This window comes from Deltaproteobacteria bacterium, assembly GCA_016875225.1.
GTDB lineage: Bacteria > Myxococcota_A > UBA9160 > SZUA-336 > SZUA-336 > VGRW01.
Genome location: VGRW01000072.1, coordinates 1 through 17,409 on the forward strand (window position 1 = coordinate 1; position 17,409 = coordinate 17,409).

General features: G+C 68.9%; 11 protein-coding genes. 5 read left to right on the forward strand and 6 right to left on the reverse strand.

Annotation, left to right across the window (positions count from 1 at the left end; genetic code table 11):
- From FJ108_14605 to FJ108_14620, 4 genes are all read left to right on the forward strand, one after another.
- A partial coding sequence (locus FJ108_14605; protein ID MBM4337113.1) for a DUF11 domain-containing protein occupies nucleotides 1-810 on the forward strand: 810 nt, incomplete at its 5' end.
- Between the two features lie 11 nt (nucleotides 811-821).
- On the forward strand, nucleotides 822-1,316 hold the full coding sequence (locus FJ108_14610; protein ID MBM4337114.1) for a DUF11 domain-containing protein: 495 nt from the start codon (nucleotides 822-824) through the stop codon (nucleotides 1,314-1,316).
- Between the two features lie 214 nt (nucleotides 1,317-1,530).
- The gene (locus tag FJ108_14615; GenBank protein ID MBM4337115.1) at nucleotides 1,531-2,490 is read left to right on the forward strand and encodes a DUF11 domain-containing protein; all 960 of its coding nucleotides are present in this window, start codon (nucleotides 1,531-1,533) and stop codon (nucleotides 2,488-2,490) included.
- A gap of 15 nt (nucleotides 2,491-2,505) precedes the next feature.
- Nucleotides 2,506-8,208: a hypothetical protein gene (locus FJ108_14620; GenBank protein MBM4337116.1), complete on the forward strand. Its 5,703-nt coding sequence runs from the start codon at nucleotides 2,506-2,508 to the stop codon at nucleotides 8,206-8,208.
- 16 nt (nucleotides 8,209-8,224) lie between these two features.
- On the opposite strand, the gene FJ108_14625 is transcribed toward FJ108_14620, so the two are convergent.
- The 5 genes from FJ108_14625 to FJ108_14645 are packed head-to-tail and all read right to left on the reverse strand — an operon-like array spanning nucleotide 8,225 to nucleotide 14,184.
- Complete coding sequence (locus FJ108_14625; GenBank protein ID MBM4337117.1) at nucleotides 8,225-8,938, reverse strand: hypothetical protein; 714 nt, start codon at nucleotides 8,936-8,938, stop codon at nucleotides 8,225-8,227.
- The gene (locus FJ108_14630) at nucleotides 8,935-10,860 is read right to left on the reverse strand and encodes a molybdopterin biosynthesis protein (protein MBM4337118.1); all 1,926 of its coding nucleotides are present in this window, start codon (nucleotides 10,858-10,860) and stop codon (nucleotides 8,935-8,937) included. Before FJ108_14630 ends, FJ108_14625 begins: the two co-directional genes overlap by 4 nt.
- Nucleotides 10,857-12,095, reverse strand: a complete 1,239-nt coding sequence (locus tag FJ108_14635) for a molybdopterin molybdotransferase MoeA (GenBank protein ID MBM4337119.1) — start codon at nucleotides 12,093-12,095, stop codon at nucleotides 10,857-10,859. Before FJ108_14635 ends, FJ108_14630 begins: the two co-directional genes overlap by 4 nt.
- A 51-nt stretch (nucleotides 12,096-12,146) precedes the next feature.
- Complete coding sequence (locus FJ108_14640; protein ID MBM4337120.1) at nucleotides 12,147-13,868, reverse strand: aldehyde ferredoxin oxidoreductase; 1,722 nt, start codon at nucleotides 13,866-13,868, stop codon at nucleotides 12,147-12,149.
- A gap of 46 nt (nucleotides 13,869-13,914) precedes the next feature.
- Nucleotides 13,915-14,184 (reverse strand): MoaD/ThiS family protein, encoded by a 270-nt coding sequence (locus tag FJ108_14645; protein MBM4337121.1) that lies wholly within the window; start codon nucleotides 14,182-14,184, stop codon nucleotides 13,915-13,917.
- An 81-nt stretch (nucleotides 14,185-14,265) separates the two neighbouring features.
- Here FJ108_14645 and FJ108_14650 point away from each other — a divergent pair, with 81 nt between their 5' ends.
- Nucleotides 14,266-15,207, forward strand: coding sequence for an HNH endonuclease (locus FJ108_14650; GenBank protein ID MBM4337122.1), 942 nt, complete (start codon nucleotides 14,266-14,268; stop codon nucleotides 15,205-15,207).
- 168 nt (nucleotides 15,208-15,375) lie between these two features.
- Here the strand turns inward: FJ108_14650 and FJ108_14655 are convergent, their stop codons facing one another.
- Nucleotides 15,376-17,223, reverse strand: coding sequence for an AMP-binding protein (locus tag FJ108_14655; GenBank protein ID MBM4337123.1), 1,848 nt, complete (start codon nucleotides 17,221-17,223; stop codon nucleotides 15,376-15,378).
- Between the last annotated feature and the right edge of the window lie 186 nt (nucleotides 17,224-17,409).

The window sequence follows — 17,409 nt, forward strand, 5'->3', positions numbered from 1 at the left end:
GAACCCATTTGCGCAGCGTCTCCGCCGTGCAACCGATCTTCGCCGCGATCGAGCCGATCGCCTCCCACTCCGAGCCGTACTTGCTCTTGTGCTCGAAGACCAGCCGAACCGATCGCTCCCGGACCTCTGGTGAGAACTTGCTCTTCCTTCCCATCGCTCCATCCTCTCAAGGAATGGAGCCTCCGGGAAAGCCGGGGCGATTCAAACGACTCCGGGAGTTTCGAGCCCGGCGTCGACCCGCTCTACCAGCCCGGCGTGAACGATCCACTGCTCGCGCCCGATGCGGCTCGACTCGTCTTCGCGCTATCCGACATTCCGCCGGCCGTCGTGAACGGCGATCGCGGCGACGAGGAGCTGCGCGCGACCTCGTTCACGGGCGCCGTCAGCGGCACCATCGTTTCGGGCGGAGGCGACCTCGGCACGGACGCCGTGATCGGCAGCGGAACCAGCGCTGCGCTGGGAAGCTATCTGGTCGCGGATCTGATCGTCTCGACCGTGAAGTCAGCCGTGGTCTCCGACCCCGGCGGAGGCAGCACGCCCGTACCGGGCTCGACGATCACCTACACGCTGGTCGTCACGACGAGCGGCACCGGAACGGTCGCGAACCTGGTGATCACCGATCCGCTGCCGCCGTTCACCAGTTACGACGCCGGATCGCTCACGCTCGACGGCAGCGCGCTGAGCGATGCAGCCGACCTCGACGCGGGTGACGTCGGCGGCACGACACCGAATCAAGTCACCGTCGCGCTAGGGAACGTGGCCGGCGGCTCTCTCCCCCACACCATCACGTTCGAAGTCACGATCGATTAGGAGGGAACGCCATGAAGTACGCAGTCGCACTGGCTCTTTCGGTACTGCTCCCGGGGTGGAGCGCGCTCGCAGTCGAGGCCGCAGGGAATTCTGCGATCGAGGTTCGAGTGACCGCAGAGGTCGAAGTCAAGGTCAAGACCGAGGACGGACGCGAGGAAGTGAAGCGCGTGCCTGCAGCGAAGGTCCCGCCCGGAGAGGCGGTGATCTACACGCTTCACGCGACGAACACCGGAAAGGCTCCGGCGAGCGACGTGATCGTGACCGATCCGATCCCGGAGCACATGGAGTACGTCGACGGCTCGGTGAGCTCGGACGGAGCGCGCGTCACGTTCTCCGTCGACGGCGGCAAGAGCTTCGGCGCCAAGGAGACGCTGAAGGTTCGAGCCGCGGACGGCTCGATGCGCGCGGCCCTGCCCGCGGACTTCACGCACGTCCGCTGGCAGATCGAGAATCCGATCGCGCCGGGCGAAGGTCGCGAGGTGAGCTTCCGGGCCCGCGTCGAGTGAGTCGAATGATTTCCTTCCCCAAAAGGGTGGAAGCGCAGGACACGCGCAGCAGTGTCGAGTCGAGTTGAGTTGAGTTGAGTTGAGTTGGAAATACAGCAAGGAGAAGGCAATGTTGAGGCATGACTTGAAACGAGTGGCAGGTGCGCTTGCCACAGCCGCGCTCTTGTGGAGCACGGCCGGAACGGCAGCGGCGGCCGGCACCGATGCTGGAACCGTGATCTCGAACACCGCTACCGTCGACTACAGCGTGAACGCCGTGGCGCAGCCCACGGTCACGAGCACGGCGGTCGACTTCGTGGTCGACCGCCTGGTCGATCTCACGGTGACTTCGGTCCCGGTGACCTATGTGGCCATGACCCCGAATACTGACGGGGCGTTCCTGTTCACCCTGACCAACACCAGCAACGCCGACCTGGGCTTCAATCTCAGCGCGGCGAACAACGCCACCGATCCCTTCGGCGGCGTGGACAACTTCGATCCTAGCGCGCTGACCACGGTGGTCGACGCGGGCGTGATCGGAACCTACGAGCCACTCGTCGACACGGCCACCACCGTCGACGTGCTCGCCGAGGACGGATCGGTGGGCATCTGGGTGGTCGCGACGATCCCCGGAGGACAGGGCAACGGCGACATCGCGGCGGTCACGCTGACCGCGACGGCGCGCGAGACCACGGCCAACGGCGGCGCCGCGCTGGTCGAGGAGCCCAACCCCGAGGATCCGGCCACGATGGAGACCGTCTTCGGCGACGGCGCGGGTGACACCGACGCCGCGAACGCGGCCGACTTCTCCGACAGCGGCGCCTACCAGGTGGAATCCGCCGACGTGACGATCGCCAAGACCGAGACGCTGATCAGCGATCCGGTGAACGGCGCCGCGCCGAACGCGCGCCACATCCCTGGCGCGATCGTCGAGTACGAGATCACGGTGACCAACGATGCCGGCTCGGCGCTCTCCGCGACGACGCTGACCATCAGCGACGTGCTTCCGGGCGACGTCCTGTTCGAGCCGGACACCTACGCCGTGGGCTTCGGCATCGACCTGGACGGAGTCGCCCAGTCGAACGCCTTGGACCTCGACCAGGGATCCGAAGCAGGCGGCACCGTCACGGTGACCGTGCCTTCGCTGGCTCCGGGCGCATCCGCGGTGATCACCTTCCGGGTGTCCGTGGACTGACGTTCGACTAGCCCGATGGTGGGTCCCCTCCCCCGAAGGCCGCGGCACGTCGAGTGCCCGCGCGCCGGCTCGTGTGCCGGTGCGACGGGAGACTTGCGCGCTCGGCCCAGGATTGGGACTGCACCGTACCGCACGTCTGCGGTTCGCAAGTTGTGTCTCAACGAGCCGGCTGGATCGGGATTCCCCCGACCCAGCCGGCTCCGCGAGGCGCTGGCGCTTCTGCTCCTCGCGTTTGCGCTCCTTCCCTGGAGCGCAAACGCGCAGACACCGGCGGGAACTCCGATTCCCAACACCGGTTACGCGACGTACGACATCGGCGCGACGCTCGGGATCGTCCGTCCGTCGAACACGCTGGTGATCACGACCGCGGTCATGAGCTCCGGTTCGACCCTGGAGTTCATGCGCTACGCGTCCGGTGCTTCGGGCGCCGTCTCCTACTCCGTCACAGCCACTTCGTGTTGGAATGGCGGAAGCTTCAACCCGCTCCCCGCACCGACCGCGTACGGCGGCGGCGCGATCAATCTGGCCAGCGCCGAGCTCATCACGACGCCGAGCTACCACCCGGGCGAGCCGGTCTTCGTGCGGCTCGTCGACGCGGACCAGAACCGGAATTCGACGCTGGTGGAGTCGGTTCTCGTCGCGCTCACCGCGCCGAGCGCGGGCGACGCCGAGCAGCTGCAGCTCTTCGAGACCGGCGTCGCGACGGGCATCTTCGTGGGCTACGTGCCGTCCGCGGCGCCACCCAGCAGCAGCAACGACTGCGTGCTCGCGGCGCCCGCGGGCCAGACGATCGCGTCGAGCTACACCGACGCGTTCGACGCGAGCGACAGCGACTCCGACACCGCGATGATCGACCCCGAGAGCCGCGTCTTCGACAGCGCGACCGGCGCACCGGTCGACTTCGCGGTCGTCACCATGATCGACGAGTCCACCGGGCTCCCCGCGACGGGGATCCTGGGCGACGATGGCGTGAGCTCCTTCCCGGCCAGCCTGACCACGGGCGGCTCGGTCAGCGACGGCGGCGGACAGAGCTACAGCTTCGGCCCGGGCGGCTATCGCTTCCCTGTCGCTCCCGCCGGCAGCTATCGCCTGCAAGTGACTCCGCCCGCGAGCTACACCTTCCCGAGCGCAATCCCCGACGCCACGCTGCAAGCGCTTCCCGGCGCGCCGTTCGCGCTCGCGGTCGGCTCCCGGGGAGAGGTGTTCAGCGTTCCCGCCGGGCCGACCTTCCAGCTCGACCTGCCGCTCGACGCCGCGTCGGCGGCGGGCTTCATCTCGATCCGCCCAAGCCGCGACGTCGTCTCGGTCGGCGAACACTTCCAGTTCGACGTCCGCGTCGAGAATCCTGGCATCGCGGATGCGCCGCTCGGCGTCGAGGTGACGGTCACGCTCCCGCCCGGCTTCCGCTTCACGCCGAAGTCGGTGCGTATCGACGAAGTCGGCCAGCCGGACCCGCTGATCTCGTCGGACGGGCGAACGCTCACCTGGACGCTTCCCGCGAGCGTCGTGCGCGTGGTGACCCACATCCGATTCACCGTGAAGGTCGCGCCGAGCTCGCGGCCGGGGATGACGCGAACCACCGCGCGAGCCGAAACGCTCGGCGGATCGATCACGGAGGAAGCGGTCGCGAGGGTTCGCGTCGAGGAGGATCTGGGCGCGGACAGCGCCTACATCGTCGGCCGCGTTTCGGCCGGGAGCTGCGACAGCAACGACTTCGCCGGCGAGGCCGTCTCGGGCGTGCGCGTCTACCTCGAGGACGGGACCTACGCCATCACCGACTCGAACGGCTACTACCACTTCGCGGGGATCCGGAAGGGCCCGCACGTGGTGCAGATGGACGTGCAGAGCCTGCCCGGCTTCTACGAACCGCTGCCGTGCGCGAACGACGAAGGTCACGCGTTCGCCGGACGCCCCTTCTCGCAGTTCGTCGACATGCAGGGCGGCGCGCTCTGGCGCAGCGACTTCCGCGTGCAGATGCGTCCGCGCCGCCAGGGCGGAATCAGCCAGCGGCTGGAGAGCCAGCTCGTCGGCGACACGATCCACCATCAGCTCGCGCTGCGCGGAAACGGCGTCGACGTGCGCAACGCGCGCGCCGTCGTGATGCTGCCCGAGGGCGTGGAGTACGTGGCGGGAAGCGCGCGAAACGACGGCGCCCCGATCGGGGATCCTGACGTGAAGCAGGGCGTGGTCACGTTCCGGATCGGCGAGCCGCCCTCGGGCGATTGGTCGATGGATCTCGCGTTCGACGCCAAGCCGACGCAGCCGAGCGAGCGAGCGCTCGAGACGTCAGCGGTGGTGATCTTCGAGACCCCGGTCGAGAAGCACGCCAAGACACCCGTCGCGAAGACACTGCTGCAGGGTGAGTCGAGCTCGGGAAGTGGAAATCAGGTGGTCGAGACGCTCGGCCTGCGGCCGGGCGAGGAGTGGCAGACGGCCGTAGCGCCCAAGCTCGACGACGCACCGCCCAAGCCCGCCGTCTTCAACAAGACCTGGCTCGAGCAGGCGAAGCCAGGACTCGAGTGGCTCGCGCCCGAGCCCGGCTTCGCTGCGGCGATCGCGAGCGTGAACATCGCGATCAAACACGCGCCCGGAACCACGCTCGAGCTGTCTCAGAATGGAATCCCGGTGCCGAAGTTCAACTTCGAAGGGGCGTTCTCGAACGACGCGAAGACCGTCTCGCTCTCGCGCTGGCGCGGCGTGGATCTGGCCGACGGCGACAACACCTTCGTCGCGCGCGAGCTCGATGCCGCCGGCAACGAGCTCGCGCGGATCGAGCGCTCGCTCCACTACGCCGGGCCGCCGTTCCGCGCCGTGTTCGTGCCCGAGATGTCGCGGCTGGTGGCCGACGGCCGGACGAATCCCGTGATCGCGGTGCGCTTCACCGACGAGGACGAGAAGCCCGCGCGCGAGGGGCAGGTCGGCACGTACCAGATCGAGGCGCCGCATCGACCGGCGCTCGACGCGTCGACGGCGGAGCTGCGGCGCCAGGCGGGCCTCACGCCCGAGTCGCCGAGCTACGTGATCGGGCGCGACGGCATCGCCCGGATCGAGCTCGCGCCGACCACCGCCTCGGGGCGCGTGAACCTTCGCTTCGCGCTCGCCGGACGGCACACCAAGGAGCTGCACCCCTGGCTCGAGGCCGAGGCGCGCGAGTGGGTGCTGGTCGGCCTGACCGGCGGAACGCTTCTGCACAGCTCCATCTCGGAGCACTCCGAGAGCCTGGTCCCGTCGGACGTCGAGGACGGATACGACCTCGATCGCGGCACCACCGTCTTCGCGAAGGGAAGGATCAAGGGCTCCTGGCTGCTCACGGCCGCCTACGACTCGCAGCGGGAGTCGAACGAATCGTCGGGAGATCTCGACCGCGCCGCGCTCGAAGGGGGCCTCGATCCGAACCGCTACTACACACTCTACGGTGACGCGACCACGCAGGGCTTCGAGGCTCCGAGCCAGCGCAAGCTGTACCTGAAGCTGGAGCGCAAGCAGTTCTACGCGCTCTTCGGCGACTTCCAGACCGGGCTCACGGTGACGGAGCTGTCGCGCTACAGCCGCGCCATGAACGGGTTCCACAGCGAGTACGACGGCGACCACGTCTCGCTCAATGCCTTCGGAACCGACACGAGCCAGGCCTTCGTGCGCGACCAGATCCGCGGCGACGGAACCTCCGGCCTCTATCGGCTCTCGCGCTCCGGGATCGTGCTGAACAGCGAGCGCATCTCGATCGAGGTCCGCGATCGCTTCCACGGCGAGCAGGTGATCTCGACCGAGCAGCAGGCGCGCTGGACCGACTACAACATCGACTACACGTCCGGCACGATCTTCTTCAAGCGCCCGATCCCGAGCACCGCCGAGGGCTTCAACCCGGTGTACATCGTCGCCGAGTACGAGTCGGACGACGACTCCGACAAGGAGCTCAACGGCGGCGGCCGCGCCGCCGTGAAGCTTCTCGACGACAGCGTGGAGCTGGGGACGTCGCTGATCCACGAGGGAACCGTGGGCCAGCGCTCGAGCCTGTATGGCTCCGATCTGCGCATCGATCTGGACCCGGTGACGAGCCTGCGCGGCGAGTACGCGCAGACGCGCTCGTCGCTGCTCGACTCCGACGCAGATGCGAACGGCGGCGCGTGGCTCGCCGAGCTCTCGCGGCGCGACAAGGATCTGGACTCGCGCGTCTACTGGCGCGAGCAGCGGCCCGGCTTCGGGCTCGGTCAGCAGAGCGCAAGCGAGACGAACATGCAGCAGCTCGGCATGGACGCGCGCTACCACTGGAGCGACACGCTCCAGCTCTCGGGCGAGGTGTTCCGCCAGGTCGACGTCGCCTCCGACGCGAGACGCGACTTGTTCGAGGCCCGCGCCGATCACCGCGAGGGGCCGATCAGCGGCTACGGCGGGCTGCGCTGGGCGCACGACGTCTTCTCGGACGGCACCGACAGCTCGTCTCCGCAGATCCTCGGCGGCGGCAGCTACACCACCTACCAGAACCGGCTCGAGCTGCGCGCCGACTCCGAGATCACGCTCTCCGGCGACGAGAGCCTGGACTTCCCGACCCGCTTCCTGGTCGGCGCCGACTTCGCGCTGCTGCCGGAGCTCACCGTCTTCGGCGAGGAGGAGTTCACGGTCGCGAGCGAGCGCAGCACCGCCGCGACGCGAGTGGGCCTGCGCACCAGTCCGTGGCGCGGCGGCCAGGCCACGGCTGCGATCGGAAGCCGCAGCCAGCAGGACGCGAGCCGCCTGTTCGGCACGCTCGGCCTGCTGCAGACCTACCAGCTCACCGACGCGCTCTCCTTCGACTTCGCGGTCGACAACTCCGTGACACTTTCCGGCGACGACCTCGCGGCGACGCAGATCTCCCCGTTCGCCCCGATTCAGCCGGTGGTGAGCGGCCTCGCCGGCAACCACAACGGCGACGACTTCACCTCGGTCTCGGTGGGCACGACCTACGCGCAGGACGTCTGGGCCGCGAACCTGCGCGTCGAGACGCGCTTCGGCAACGCGCAGGACAAGTGGAGCGTGAGCGCTGGCGCGTACCGCGAGCTCGAGGCGGGAATCGGCGTCGCGATTCGCGCGGAGTTCTTCGACTCGAGCGGCTCGGGCGCATCGCTCGTGACCGATCCCGACTCGAGCACAGGCCCGGTCCATTCGTCCGACGGGACGCTGCAGCCGAACACCGCCTACGACGGCATCGAGTCGCTCGGCCGGCTGCGATTGAGCGGCGTCTACCGGCCGATCGGAAGCCGCTACACGCTGCTCGAGTCGCTCGAGCTGCGCAGCGAGAACCTGGACTACGACGTCTTCCAGAGCCGCGCGACGCGAATCGTGAACAACATGAACCTGAACGTGAAGCTCGACCGCAAGACGCAGGCCTCGCTGCACTACGGCGCGAAGTATCTCTTCGAGCGGATCGACGGCCTGAACCTCGACGGCTACACGGACGTGACCGGGCTCGAGATCCGCCGCGACCTGTTCGGCAGCTGGGACGTCGGCGGCCGCGTCGGAATGCGCCACGCGTGGAGCGATGGGAACATCGAGCAGCTCTACAGCGTCTCGCTCGGCTACGTGCTGATGAAGAACCTCTGGGTGAGCGCCGGCTACAACTGGGGCGGCTACAGCGATCGCGACTTCTCGCAGGGCGACTGGACCACCCGCGGCCCGTTCGTCTCGTTCCGCTACAAGTTCGACCAGGAGACGGTGAAGGAGCTGCTCGACTGGGCGGAGTAGCCGCGCGCGGCCCTCCTCACTGGACCTTGAAGCCGGGCGCGTCGCTCCGGATGTCGCGGACGGCCTCCATCAGGATCTCCTTGAGCAGATCCGGGTAGAGGAAGTCCGACTTCATCACGTAGAGCCAGCTGAGATTTCCGTCTTCGCGCCGATAGCTCCGCTCCCACAGGACGGAGTTCGTCGACGGATCGCGCAGGCTCAGGCTGATCTCGAGCTCGTTGTTCGCGCTGGTCGAGGGAAGCCCGATGAACCAGAGCGCCGGCCCGTAGACCGAGAGACCGTAGGAGAACAGCTTCCCTTCGAAATCCGTGGACTTGATCGTCCCGTGGAGGACCAGCTCTCCCTCGCTGGCTCGGTGCGAGAAGAACACCTCCTTGAACACGTGCGACGAGTTCAGCCCCTCGGCGGCGGCTTTTGCAATGTCCTCGTTCGGGCGCCACATCCACAGGCCGCTGGTCATGTGCATCTGCGCGCCTTCCGGCGTCTTGTAGCTCATCCAGCCGTAGGGCATCAGCGGGATCATGTACATCCCGAACATGTTCTGGTTCTCGTTCTGGCGCGTGTCCATGAACGGCGGAACGGAGACCGAATTGTTCACCAGAATCGGACTCGAGGAGATCGACTCGGCTCGATAGCTCCAGGACTTCTGCGTGGCGCAGCCGATCGACGCCGCAGTAGCGAGCGCGAACGCGAGGCGAACGATCGAGCTGAAGCAGAATACGGGTCTCATGACTGACTCCCTTTGGTGACTGCGGTTTGCGGGCTCGCGAAGCCCGCGGCTTCGAGCTCGGCGCGGAGCGCGCTTCCGGGCTCGAGCAGGCGGATCAGCGCGCGCACGGCCGGGCGGTCGAGGCGCGACACCGGCACGACGAAGTCGTAGTGCTCGCTGCGCAGCGGGCGGAAGCGCAGGCCGGACTCGCGCGCGACGGTCTCGATCGTCACGCCCCAGTCCGCGCGACCCTGCGCGACCGCGGCCGCGACCGCGTGGTGCGAGCGCGGCTCGTAGGCGTAGCCGTCGGGGCGGCGCGAGCCGAGCAGGCCGTCGATCAGCACGCGTGTTCCGCTGCCGCGGTTGCGGTTCACCATGCGCAGGCGCGGGTCGGCGAGGAGCGCCTCGGTCGTGCGACGCTCGTCGTCGCGCGTGACCACGCCCTGCATGCGCAGGTACCCGGACACGAGCGCGAGTGAGTCATCGAGGAAGGGCGTGTTGTAGCGGTCGCTCTGCGGGTCGAGCAGGTGCGCGGGCGCGACGTCGCACTCGCCGCGGCGCGCGGCTTCGATCCCGCCCTGCGACCCGACCGCGAGCAGCTTCACGGAGTAGCCCTCCGCGTGCAGCGCGCGTGCGATCAGGTCCAAGCCCGTGCAGTGGCTACCGATCACGACCAGATCCGCGGGCGCGAGCCCGGGACCGAGAAGCGTGACCTCGACCTCGGCTCCCGCCTCGACGATCTCGAGATTGCGCTCCAGCCGGACGAAGCCGTCGGCGCGGCTCCAGGTCGTGACGCTGCCGCTGCCCTTGCCCATCGGATAGGCGCGGAGCGCGCCGTCCTCGCCGCGCACCAGTCCGACGAGCAGGTACTCCAGCCGTCCCCGTTCGGTGTGGGTGCGAAGCGCGAGTGTGGCGCGCGCGGTCTCGCGCTCGAGCGGCGGCGTGCCGGCCAGTCTGCGCAGCACGGGCGCCACGAACTCGTGGAAGGTGAAGACGGCCGAGGTCGGAAATCCCGGCAGGATCACCACGGGTTTGCCCCGCTGCGCCGCCAGGCAGATCGGCTTTCCCGGCTTCAGCGCCACGCCGTGGACGAGGATGCCCGGCTCGAGCTCCGCGACCACGCGGTAGGAGAGGTCCCCCTCGCCCTTCGAGGTCCCGCCCGAGAGCACGACCGCGTCGCACTCCGCGAGCCCGCGCTCGAGCGCGCGGCGCAGCGCGGCCTCTTCGTCGCGGAACGCGCCGAAAAAGATCGGCTCGCCGCCGAGCTCGCGGACCGCGTCGGCGATCATGCGGCCGTTCGAGTCGAACACGAGCCCCGGCCGCATCGGCTCGCCCGGCGCGATGATCTCGTCGCCGGTCGAGATCACCGCCACGCGCGGCCTGCGCACGACGTCGACGCGTGCGGCGCCGATCGCCGCGAGCACGCCGGTCTCGCGCGAGGAGAGCCGCGTGCCGGCGAAGAGAACCGTCTCGCCCATGCCGATGTCCGTGCCCGCGAACGAGACCGCGGCGCCGGGAACGCGCGCCGCGCGCAGGACGACCGCCCGGCCGCCGTCCTCGACGTCGGTGAGCTCGACCGGCACCACCGCATCGGCCCCGCGCGGCAGCATGCCGCCGGTCGCGATCGCGGTGGCCGTGCCGCGCTCGACCACAAGGCTCGGTGACACCCCGGTGGGGATCGTCTCGTCGTTCAGGCGCAGGCGCACCGGCTCGAGCTCGCTTGCGCCGTAGGTATCGTCGGCGCGAACCGCGAAGCCGTCCATGTTCGAGCGGTCGAAGCTCGGCACGTCGACCGGCGCGCGCACCTCGACCGCGAGCACGCGGCCGAGCGCGGATTCGAGCGCGACCGTCTCGGCGCCGAGCCGGTCGAGATCGAGCGCGGCATTCCAGCGCGCCTCCGCCTCGTCGCGGTCGAGCACGAGGAGGAACTGCTCCTGCTTCACCGACTCGCCTCGCCCGCTCGCGGCTCGTCGTCGTAGAGCAGCACGTCGACCTCGGCACCTTCCGGCATGCCCTCGAGCCCGCGCGGGACGATCACGACGCCGTCCGCGCGGACCGTCGACGAGAGGATCGACGCGCCCGCCGTCGCGACCGGAACGACGCGCTCGCCCTCGAAGGCCACGCGCACGTAGTCGGTGCGGCCGACCTCGGAGCTGATCTTGCGCGCGAGCAGCGCGCGGACGCGCCGATGCGGCCACGCGCGCGAGCGCCCGCCGAGACTGCGGACCGAGGGGCCCGCGAAGAACTCGTACGCGCAGAGGCAGCTCACGGGATTGCCCGGGAGCAGGAACACCAGCGCCGCTCCGATCCGCCCGCCGCCCGCCGGGCTCGAGGGCCGCATCGAGACGCCGTGGAAGAGCAGCTCGCCGAGCTTCTCGAGCAGCCGCGGCGCGTGGTCCTCGGCGCCGACGCTCGAGCCGCCCGAGACCAGCACCACGTCGGCGTCGCCGGCTTGGAGCGCGGCCGCGATCCGCTCGGGCCGATCGGGGATCAGCTCGAAGGGCAGCAGCTCGCCTCCGTCGCGCGCGACCAGAGCGCGAAGCACGACCGAGTTCGAGTCGACGATCCTGACGCCGTCCGGTGTAGATCCCGGAGCCAGAAGCTCGTCGCCGGTGATCACCAGCCGGACGCGCGGACGGCGCACGCAAGGAACATGGCCGCGCCCGATCGACGCGAGCAGCCCCGCGTCCTGCGGGCGCAGCCGGCGGCCGGCGCGAAGCACGACCTCGCCGCGGCGGATGTCCTCGCCGACGGCTCCGACGTTCTTGCGCGGCGCGACCGGCTCGTGGATCCGGACCCGGCCGTCGCGCTCCTCGCAGACCTCCGCCTTCGCCACCGCATCCGCGCCGTCGGGGATCGGCGCGCCGGTCATGATGCGCACGGCCTGGGCCGCGCCGACGCGCCCAGAGAAGGGCCGGCCGGGGTATGCCTCTCCGACCAGCGCGAGCTCGAGCGCGGAATACTCCGAGGTGCCGAAGGTGTCCTCGCCGCGAACCGCGTAGCCGTCCATGGCCGAGCGGGCGAAGCCCGGCACGTCCACGTCGGACGCGACGTCCTGCGCGAGCACGCGGCCCGCACAGTCGAGCAGCGGCACCGGCTCGGCTCCGAGCGGGGTGCAGAGCGGCGCGAGCAGGCGTTCCACCTGCTCGACGTCCACCCGCTGCGCGAATCCCCGCATCCGGACGTCGCGGGTCAACGCGCTACCCCCGGGCTGCAGTCGACGCGTTCGTCAGCCGGCCGCCTTGGTCGTGAACAGGTTGTCGCGGACGGCCTTTCGAACCTTCGCGTCGGCGATCACCGCGGCCGGCACGTCGAAGACGACCTTTGCCGGACCGATCGCGTCCTCCTGCATGCACTTCGGGAGCACGTCGTCGGCGGCCGTGAAGCCGGCGCGGCGGTTGAACTCCCACTCGTCCGCGAGGATCTGCCAGCCCTGATCGGCGATCTCCTGGCGCGAGACCTCGCGACCGTACATGTGCCCGTAGTACTGGCGGATGTCGTCGAGCGTGGGCTGCACGAACTGGCAGAAGCCCGACGAGTCGCAGACCGCGTTCACCAGCTGCACCTCCTGCGAGGCCTGCGCGAACTGGTCGGCCGGAAGGCCCGGGTTCACGATCAGCCCCGCGGTGTGGTCCGCGCCCATGGCGCTGGTCGCGTAGGTGACGCCGGTGGCCTTCAGCGGGCGGGGATCCCAGGCGGGGATCGCCTGGCCGCGAACCGCCGGAATGCGGTGGTGGCCGGTGTGCTTGCCAGCCGCGACGCAGCCGTTTCCGATCACCTTGCCGAGCGCCGTGCCCTTGCCGACGTCGGCGATCGCCGCCTTCATCGCCGCGGCGTCGCCCCAGGCCATCTTGCCCGCGTCCATCAGCACGCCGATCGCGGCGCCGGTCTCGATCGTGTCGAGCCCGACCTCGTCACAGAGACGATCGAGATCGGCGACGTCCTCCCAGCTCGCAACGGCGCAGTTCGCGCCGAGCAGCGTCAGCGTCTCGAACTCGAGCGCGCTGGTCTTGTACTTGCCCTCGGCGTCGTGGACGATGTTCGAGCAGCGCACGATGCAGCCGGTCAGGCAGTTGTGCATGCTGCCGCCGCGCTTCTCGAAGCTCTCGACGATGCGCGCGCCGTCCAGGTTCGCGGCGTCGGGCGACTGCCCGAAGACGCGGTTCTTGTACGGGAACGTCTGCAGCATGTTCGCGATCGGCACGATCGAGGACGTGCCGGTCTTGAACATCTGCGGCCCGTCCAGGTACGCCTTGGTGTACTTCTTGGCGAGCTCGTTGAAGTCGGACTTGTTCTTCGCCTCGCGCAGGCGCGACTTCCCGCGCTCGATCGCGACGAACTTCAGGCGCTTGGAGCCCATCACCGCGCCGACGCCGCCTCGCGCCGCGTGGCGCGCCGGGTGGCGATTGTCCTGGTCGGTGCAGGCGACCGACGCGCCGGTGAGCAGCTGCTCGCCGGCCGGGCCGATCGAGATGAACGAGGCGTTCTTCGTGTACTTCTTGCCCAGCTCCTCGCAGGTGGCGTAGTTCCACTTCATGGCCAGGTGGTCGGCGGGGACGATGCGCACGCCCGCCTCGTCGCACTCCAGGCCGTAGAGCTTGCTCTTGTCCTTCGGCTGCCCCGCAACGACGATCGCGCGGATGCCCAGCTTGGCCAGGTCCTGGCCCGGGTTCCCGCCGGAGTTCGCCTCCTTGATGCCGCCGGTGAGCGGGCTCTTGCAGCCGATGCTGATCCGGCCCGAGGTCGGCGCCGACGTTCCGGAGAGCACGCCCGGCGCGAGGATGAACAGGTTCTCGGGACCGAGCGCGTCGCACTTCGGATTCGCAAGGTCGCGAAGCAGGATCTTCGCCGAGAGCCCCCGCCCGCCGAGAAGCTCCCATTCCTTGGGCAGGTTCTCGTTCCTGACGGTCATGGCGTTCATGTCGACGTGAACGATCTTGTCGCCTTCCATCTCGTCCTCCTAGAAGTCCGCGCAGCTTACCACCGCGCTTGCGGGTTCAGCCACCGGCGATCGCGGCGACGATCTCGAGCTCGTCGCCGGCGCCGATCGGCCGGTCGAGCTGCCCCGAGCCGACCGCCTCGCCGTTCACGAAGAGCTTCGCGAACCGGTGCAGCTTGCCCTGCGCGTCGAGCACGAGCTGCCCGAAGCCGGGGTACTTCTGCTCGACCGCGAGAATCGCGCCGCGCACGGTCTCGCACTCGACCACGAGCTCGGCCTCGCCCAGCGTCGGGCCTCTGTACGGGGGTGGGATCAGGACTCGGGGCATGGGGGCTCTCCGCGGTCTGCGAGGTGAGGGGCAAGTCTAGCAAGGCGTCCCGGCGCGGAGCTCGAGTCGTTCTGCGGGCGGGTGTACGCTTCGCGTGTGCGTGACGCGTCAGACTATGAAATCGACGGCGCGGTGCGTGCCGCCGCGTTCCAGTTCCTGACCGAACAGACACGCATCCACGGGAGTGACCTTCCGTACGCTCTCCTTTCCCAGGGGTTCACGTTCCGCGGGCAGAGAGTGCCGCTGTTGGGGCCCCAAGGGATCTTCAAGCCGGCGGTACTGCCGGCGATTCCGCTCTCGATTGCCACGGCACCGCCGAAACCCGGCAAGGCAGCGCCATACGCGGATCGATTCGTGAGCGAGCACGTGCTCGAGTACAAGTATCGGGGCTCGGATCCATCCCACCGCGACAATGTCGGTCTGCGCGAGGCGCTCATCCGGCACGTGCCGCTCATCTACCTGCATGGCCTGGTCGTCGGGCGATATCTCGCCGAGTGGCCGGTCTACGTGGTCGGAGACGACCGCGAACGCCTCACGTTTCGCGTCGAGCTGGACGCGCGGCACCTCGAGCGCAGCGAATACTCCTTCGGCGCGGATCGCGGTGTCGAGCGGGGCTACAGCGAAGTGACCGTGCTCAGGCGACTCCACCAGAAGACGTTCCAGGCGCGAGTCCTCGAGGCGTACCGAGAGCAGTGCGCCCTATGTCGCTTGCGCCACCGCGAGCTGCTCGACGCGGCGCACATCGTCCCCGACAGCGAGGAAGCTGGGGAGCCGGTCGTGTCGAATGGGCTCGCGCTCTGCAAGCTCCATCATGCCGCGTTCGATCGGGAGATCATCGGGATCCGTCCCGATCTGATCGTAGAAGTCCGCGGCGACGTTCTCGAGGAAGTGGACGGGCCGATGTTGAGACACGGGTTGCAGGGCTTCCATGGTCAGCGCATCCACGTCCCCGGGCGTGCACTCGAGAAGCCCGACCCCGAGCGTCTACGGGAACGCTACGAGCGATTCCGGCGCGCGAGTTAGAAGCGTCCGCGCAGAACCGTCTCTCCGGCGCATCTCCCGAATCGTCGCAGCGCTCGCGATCCGAGAGAGGAGGTGGCGTCGAGCTCCAGCGAGCAGCGCCTCGATTTGCCCAGACACGATACCCCGCGGGTCCGGCTGCCTCGGCTGCGAGGACCCCGAGACGTCTCTTCAGCGGGGCTCTCCGGTGAACGGATTGTATTTGACCCGAGGACCGTAGCGGAACCGCGCGTACGACTTGTAGATACCGCGGTAGGTCCAGAAGAGAGCTGGCACTCGGTGCATTGCCATGACCATCCGGGACGAGAGCTCGTCCAGCGTCCCAGGCACATTGGCGTCTCGCCGCAGGAACGCCTCGAGCGTGCGCACGAAGCTCGAGATCGTGTCGCCGCGGAAGAACCCGCCGTGACTCCCCGTGATCCAGGCGACGGTCGGCGGGGTTCGGAAGGCCTTCTCCCACCCGGATCGCCCCCAGCGGACGTAGGAGTAGGAGCGGCGCGCGCTCTGCTTTCCGAACGTCAGCAGCATCCGGCCGTCGTACGTCACGAGATTCGGCTGGGAGAAATCAAGACAGCACAGGGCTTCCACCTCGCGCCCGGCGTCCTTCAGCGAGTTTGCCAGCATGAAGGCCACGCGGCCGCCCTGGCAGTTGCCGCCGATGATGAACGGGCCGGTCGGAAACAGCTCCAGGATCTCCGCGACGTACAGGCGCGCGATTTCGAGCAGCGTTTCGTCGCCGCGGTCGAAGACGCGCCCGCCCGAGAACACCCCGTACAGCGGCTGGTCCGGGTCGAGATACTTGCCGAGCGCCATCATCTCGGTCGCCGGGCTGTTGAAGCACCAGATCATCGGCGTGCGAGTGCCGGCGGGGTTCATGACCTTCAGCGCGGAGCCGGGCCGGACCGCGGGGATGCGCCCCATGGCCATGATGGCGACGATGGAGCGGTACTGCTCGCTTCCGAGCTCGCTCGCACTCTGCGCGCCTTGCACGAGCGGCGCCGATGCAGCCTCGCTCGCGGAGCGCGCCATGGCGCGGACGGTGGTCACATCCGTCATGGCCTCCGGAGGCAGCGGCCGGCCAATGACGGCCTCGACCGCGAGAGACACCCGGAGCCCCGAGAGTGAGTCACCGCCGAGCTCGAAGAAGTTCTCGTCGAGCCCCACCCTTGGGAGGCGGAGCTCCGTCGCCCAGATCGCCGCGATCTGCGCTTCGATCTCGCTCAGCGCCGCGCCGCTGCCGCTGCCCTCCGCGCCGGCCTGCTCGCCCGCCGATCTCGCGAGCGCCAGCCGGTCGATCTTTCCGACCGCGTTTCGCGGCAGCCGATCGAGGAAGAAGATCCGGCGCGGCACCTTGAAGGCGGACAGACGGGGCGCCAGAAACTGGCGGAGATCGGCTTCGCTCGCGACACGCGCGGGTTTCAGTGCGACCGCCGCAGCGACTTCCTCTCCCAGCGTCCGGTGCTTGATCGGGAACGCCGCGGCCTCGGCGACGGCCTCGTGCTGCAGCAGCGCGTCGTCCACTTCGCGCACGTTCACCTTCTCGCCGCCGCGATTGATCATCTCCTTGGTCCGGCCGGTCAGGAACAGGTGGCCGTCGGCGTCGACGTAGCCGGTGTCGCCGGTGTAGAACCAGCCGGCGCGAAAGGCGGTCGCGTTGGCCTCCGCGTCGTCCTCGTAGCCGGCGAAGACGTTGTCGCCGCGCACGGCGATCTCGCCGGTCTCTCCGGCGCCCAGAAGCTGCTGCGCCGGCCCCATCACCGCTATTTCCGGGCCGCAGGACGTGCCCACCGACCCGGGCTTGCGGATCGCGGGCGGCAGCCGCGTCGCCGAGATCAGCGGTCCGGCCTCGGTCATTCCGAAGGTCTGGATCACGGGAACACCGAAGAGTGTCTCGAGCTCCTGCATCAACGCCGGCGACAGCGCCGCGGCCACCGACCGCAGCAGGCGCAGGCTCGATCCCGCAGGCCGGATCGCATTGCGGCCGGCGTGGAACACGAGCTCGCCCAGAGTCGCCGGCACGCCCTGGAACCAGGTCGGCTTCGACGCTCCTAGGAGCCTGACCCAAGACTCTCTCGCGCGCTAGCATGGCGAGGATGGGTGAGAGAGGCGATTTCAAGGGGTACGAGCAACACCAGGGTTTGTTGCTTCCGGTATATATCAGCGACGCTCTGGATCGTTCGGACGTGACCTTCTTCATCGACGAAG